The organism is Chamaesiphon sp. OTE_8_metabat_110 (genome assembly GCF_031382685.1).
Taxonomy (GTDB): domain Bacteria; phylum Cyanobacteriota; class Cyanobacteriia; order Cyanobacteriales; family Chamaesiphonaceae; genus Chamaesiphon.
Window position 1 is genome coordinate 1 of sequence record NZ_JANMZA010000162.1, and the last position, 4176, is coordinate 4176.

Annotated in this window: 3 protein-coding genes and 1 pseudogene; 2 read left to right on the forward strand and 2 right to left on the reverse strand. The window is 47.7% G+C overall.

What is annotated here, in order from left to right; translation table 11 throughout:
• Together RMO52_RS05880 and RMO52_RS05885 are read right to left on the reverse strand one after the other, a co-directional pair.
• A partial coding sequence (locus RMO52_RS05880; protein ID WP_310411813.1) for a TAXI family TRAP transporter solute-binding subunit occupies positions 1 to 202 on the reverse strand: 202 nt, incomplete at its 3' end.
• Positions 203 to 243: 41 nt separating this feature from the next.
• Positions 244 to 378 (reverse strand): annotated as a pseudogene (locus RMO52_RS05885) (DUF2254 family protein); the annotation flags it as partial.
• A 181-nt stretch (positions 379 to 559) separates the two neighbouring features.
• Between RMO52_RS05885 and RMO52_RS05890 the strand changes: the two are divergent.
• Positions 560 to 1372: a glucose 1-dehydrogenase gene (locus tag RMO52_RS05890; RefSeq protein WP_310411815.1), complete on the forward strand. Its 813-nt coding sequence runs from the start codon at positions 560 to 562 to the stop codon at positions 1370 to 1372.
• A 37-nt stretch (positions 1373 to 1409) separates the two neighbouring features.
• Positions 1410 to 4094: an MGH1-like glycoside hydrolase domain-containing protein gene (locus tag RMO52_RS05895; RefSeq protein WP_310411817.1), complete on the forward strand. Its 2685-nt coding sequence runs from the start codon at positions 1410 to 1412 to the stop codon at positions 4092 to 4094.
• Positions 4095 to 4176 lie beyond the last annotated feature (82 nt).

Sequence of the window (4176 nt, forward strand, 5' to 3'; positions counted from 1 at the left end):
GGTTTTCATAGATTGTCTTCGTCAGTTCGTAGATGGCTTCCGTACTAACTCGATGATTGGCAACCAAGATCCGGCGCACGGAAATTGTCGGTAAATCTTGTGCTGGAATAGCAGTATTACCTTGATAAACACCTTTGGGTAGGATCGCCGATCCAAATTCTGGATATTGAATTTTTAGTGCTGCGGCACGATCGATGGGCACGATCGTAGCTTTAGCATCACGAACTAATTTTTGAATAAATTAATTTGTTGTTGGGCGAAATGACATAGAGCAGCACTCAACTGGTCGATGCAGCGGATAGCAGTAAACAAATCGTTAATTCTTAGAGAAAAGGCGCGTACGGCAATCTCTACCAGTTGGTTTACTGCAAAATTTACCTAACTATAAACACATCTACCGATCGAATGCTCCGGCTAGAATCGTAAATGGCAACTCCTGTGTCGATCGTCAGAAAGAAACTGATGTCAAGCCTCTACCTTTGAATAGATGTAGATAGTTCCATTAGTGTGATACATCTAATGTAAGATTCGGCAATTCCCAACTCTCATTTATATTTTTATGAAAGGATTAACCGGAAAAAATGTCCTGATTACTGGCGCGAGTTCGGGGATCGGTCAGGCGATCGCCATACGACTCGCTCAAGAAGGTTGCAATGTTGCCATCAACTACCGCAAAAATGCCGCAGAAGCCGCCGAAACTGAAGAACAGGCGATGGAGAAAGCTTGTGGGCAAGCAGTCGAAAATTGCGGCGTAAAATCGCTAATCGTCCAGGGTGATGTCTCTAAAGAAGATGAGGTTATCGAGCTGATTAATACGGTTGTCGATCGATTTGGGGGTCTGGATATTTTGATTAATAATGCGGGAATTCAAACAGAGTCTCCGTCACACGAGCTATCCGCAGATGAGTTCGATCGAGTCTTGGATACCAATCTTCGGGGGTCGTTTCTCTGCGCGAGGGAAACAATCAAACATCTATTATCCAGGCAGCAAGCTGGCAGTATTATCAATATTTCTAGCGTTCATGAGATTATTCCGCGCCCTACATATTTGAGTTATTCGATTAGTAAAGGTGGGATGGGGAATCTCACCAAAACGCTGGCATTAGAATATGCCGATCGGCAGATTCGCGTCAACGCGATCGCGCCTGGTGCCACTGTGACACCGATTAACCAAGATTGGATCGATAACCCAGAAAAAAAAGCTGTGGTCGAGAGCCATATTCCGATGGGACGAGCTGGCACGTCGGAAGAGATGGCGGCGGCTGTGGCATTTCTTGTTTCCGATGAAGCGGCTTATATCACCGGACAAACACTGTATATCGATGGTGGACTCACCCTCTACGCCGATTTTCGCGAATCCTGGTCAGCCTAAAGCCTAAAGCCTAAAACCTAAAACCTAAAGCCTAATCATGACCGCAGAAGAAAACCGACTGCAAGCCGATCGCGATCGCCAAGCCTATTGGCGCAAATGGGGGCCATACTTGAGCGAACGTCAGTGGGGCACCGTTCGAGAAGATTATAGTGCCGATGGTGCCGCTTGGGAGCATTTTCCCCACGACCATGCTCGATCGCGGGCGTATCGTTGGGGTGAAGATGGGATTGCTGGCATTTCTGACAATCATCAACGGTTGTGTTTTGCGGTCGCGTTGTGGAATGGTGCAGACGCGATTCTCAAGGAGCGGCTATTTGGCTTGACTGGCCCTGAAGGCAATCATGGCGAGGATGTCAAGGAGTACTACTTCTATCTCGACAACACGCCCAGCCATGCCTATATGAAGTATCTCTACAAGTATCCACACGCCGCTTTTCCTTACACCCAACTCGTGCAGGAGAACCAACGGCGGAGTTATGGCGATCCAGAGTTTGAGTTAGCAGCTACGGGCATCTTTGATGACGATCGCTATTTTGATGTCTATATCGAGTATGCCAAAGCCACCGATGAAGACATACTGATTCAGATTACCGCCATCAATCGCGGCGCGGAACAGAGTACGCTCCAGTTATTACCAACACTCTGGTTTCGGAATACTTGGTCGTGGGATCTCAATAGTCCCAAACCGCAGTTACGGCAACGCGATAGTAGTGACTCGCATCATGTCATCGTCGCTAATCATCCCACCTTGGGAGATCGCTACCTGTATTGTCAATCCACAGCCCTATTATTTACCGAAAACGAGACTAATTCCGAGCGATTATTTGGTACTCAAAACTCATCACCCTACGTCAAAGATGGCATTCATAATTATATTGTGCATGGGCAAACTGAAGCCATAAATCCCCAGCAGATCGGCACCAAAGCCGCTGCTAATTACGAACTAACTCTGGATGCCCATCAATCAAAAACGATCCAATTACGATTGACAAACTGTGCTGATTTAGCCACACCTTTCGCCGAATTTGCCGATGTGTTTGCACTGCGTCAGCAAGAAGCAGATGAATTTTATCAGCGGATCTCACCCGATCCAATCTCTGTTGAGGCGCGAAATATTCAACGACAGGCATTCGCGGGACTGCTGTGGACGAAACAGTATTATCATTATGTAGTTGAAGACTGGCTCCAGGGCGATCCGGCACAACAGCAGCCGCAGCGGCACCATCCGCGCAATTCAAATTGGATTCATCTGTTTAATGATGACATTATTTCGATGCCTGATAAGTGGGAGTTTCCCTGGTTTGCCGCTTGGGATCTGGCGTTTCACTGCTTGCCGCTGGCGACGATCGATCCCGACTTTGCCAAGCGACAATTAGATCGGTTGACACGAGAATGGTACATGCACCCGAACGGACAGATTCCCGCCTATGAGTGGCATTTTGGCGATGTCAATCCGCCCGTTCATGCTTGGGCAACCTGGCGCGTTTATCAGATTGAAAAGTCACTTTACGATCGCGCCGATACTGACTTCCTAGAGCGGGTATTTCAGAAATTACTGCTCAATTTTACATGGTGGGTAAATCAAAAAGATGTCAATGGCAATAATGTGTTTGAAGGTGGCTTTCTGGGTTTAGATAACATTGGCATCTTCGATCGCAGCTCGGCACTGCCGACGGGTGGATATCTCGAACAATCCGACGCTACCAGTTGGATGGGGATGTATTGTTTGAATATGTTGACGATCGCCTTAGAATTGGCAATAACGAATCCAACTTATGAAGATATTGCTAGTAAATTTTTCGAGCATTTTCTCTACATTGCGGATGCGATGAACCATATTGGCACAAATAAGATGTCTTTGTGGGACGAGGAAGATCGGTTTTATTACGATCTGTTGCGTTTACCCGATCGCAATTGGCATCGGTTGAAAGTGCGATCGATGGTCGGGTTGATACCGCTATTTGCCGTCGAAATTCTCGAACCAGCCACACTCGATCGATTTAAGAGCTTTAGCCAGCGGTTTGAATGGTTTATCGCCAACCGCCCGCAGTTGCACTGTCAGATTGCTTCCTTGACAACTACAGGCGATCTGGGTCGGCACTTGTTGGCAATTGTCAATCCAGTCCACAGACTCCGACCCATTTTACAACGGCTGCTCGACGAGTCGGAATTCCTCAGCCCTTACGGGATTCGATCGGTGTCCAAATTTCATGCCGCACACCCCTACACGTTTGATGTTAATGGCCAACGACACCAAGTCAGCTATGAACCCGCTGAATCAACCAGTGGCATGTTTGGCGGCAATTCTAACTGGCGCGGCCCGATTTGGTTTCCGATGAATTTTCTCCTGATTGAATCATTGCAAAAATTTCACAACTACGTCGGCGATGATTTCCAAGTCGAATGTCCCACGGGTTCGGGACAATGGATGAACCTGGACGAAGTAGCAACAGAGCTATCGCGTCGTTTGATTAGTATTTTCGCACCGGACGATCGATCCGATCGTCCAGTTCACGATCGCGATCCTATATTTCAACATCCACAGTGGCAAGATTTATTGCTATTTTATGAGTATTTTAATGGTGACACTGGCGCGGGACTCGGCGCAAGTCATCAGACAGGATGGACGGGATTAGTCGCAATGTTGATTTCAGGTCGGGATCGGCGGTGCCTGGAGACTAAAGTCTCGGCTAGTAGTGCGAAGTCCGCCTACGCGGCCTAAATATCTTAGTCCGCGTAGGCGGTCATTGCATCACAATCCCCCATTTAAATAGGGGGGTGCGGACAGATACCCGACATCTCAA

Excerpts from the sequence above, each read along its gene's own strand:
- RMO52_RS05895 (WP_310411817.1), top strand. The coding sequence starts at position 1,410 with ATGACCGCAGAAGAAAACCGACTGCAAGCCGATCGCGATCGCCAAGCC.
- RMO52_RS05890 (WP_310411815.1), top strand. The coding sequence starts at position 560 with ATGAAAGGATTAACCGGAAAAAATGTCCTGATTACTGGCGCGAGTTCG.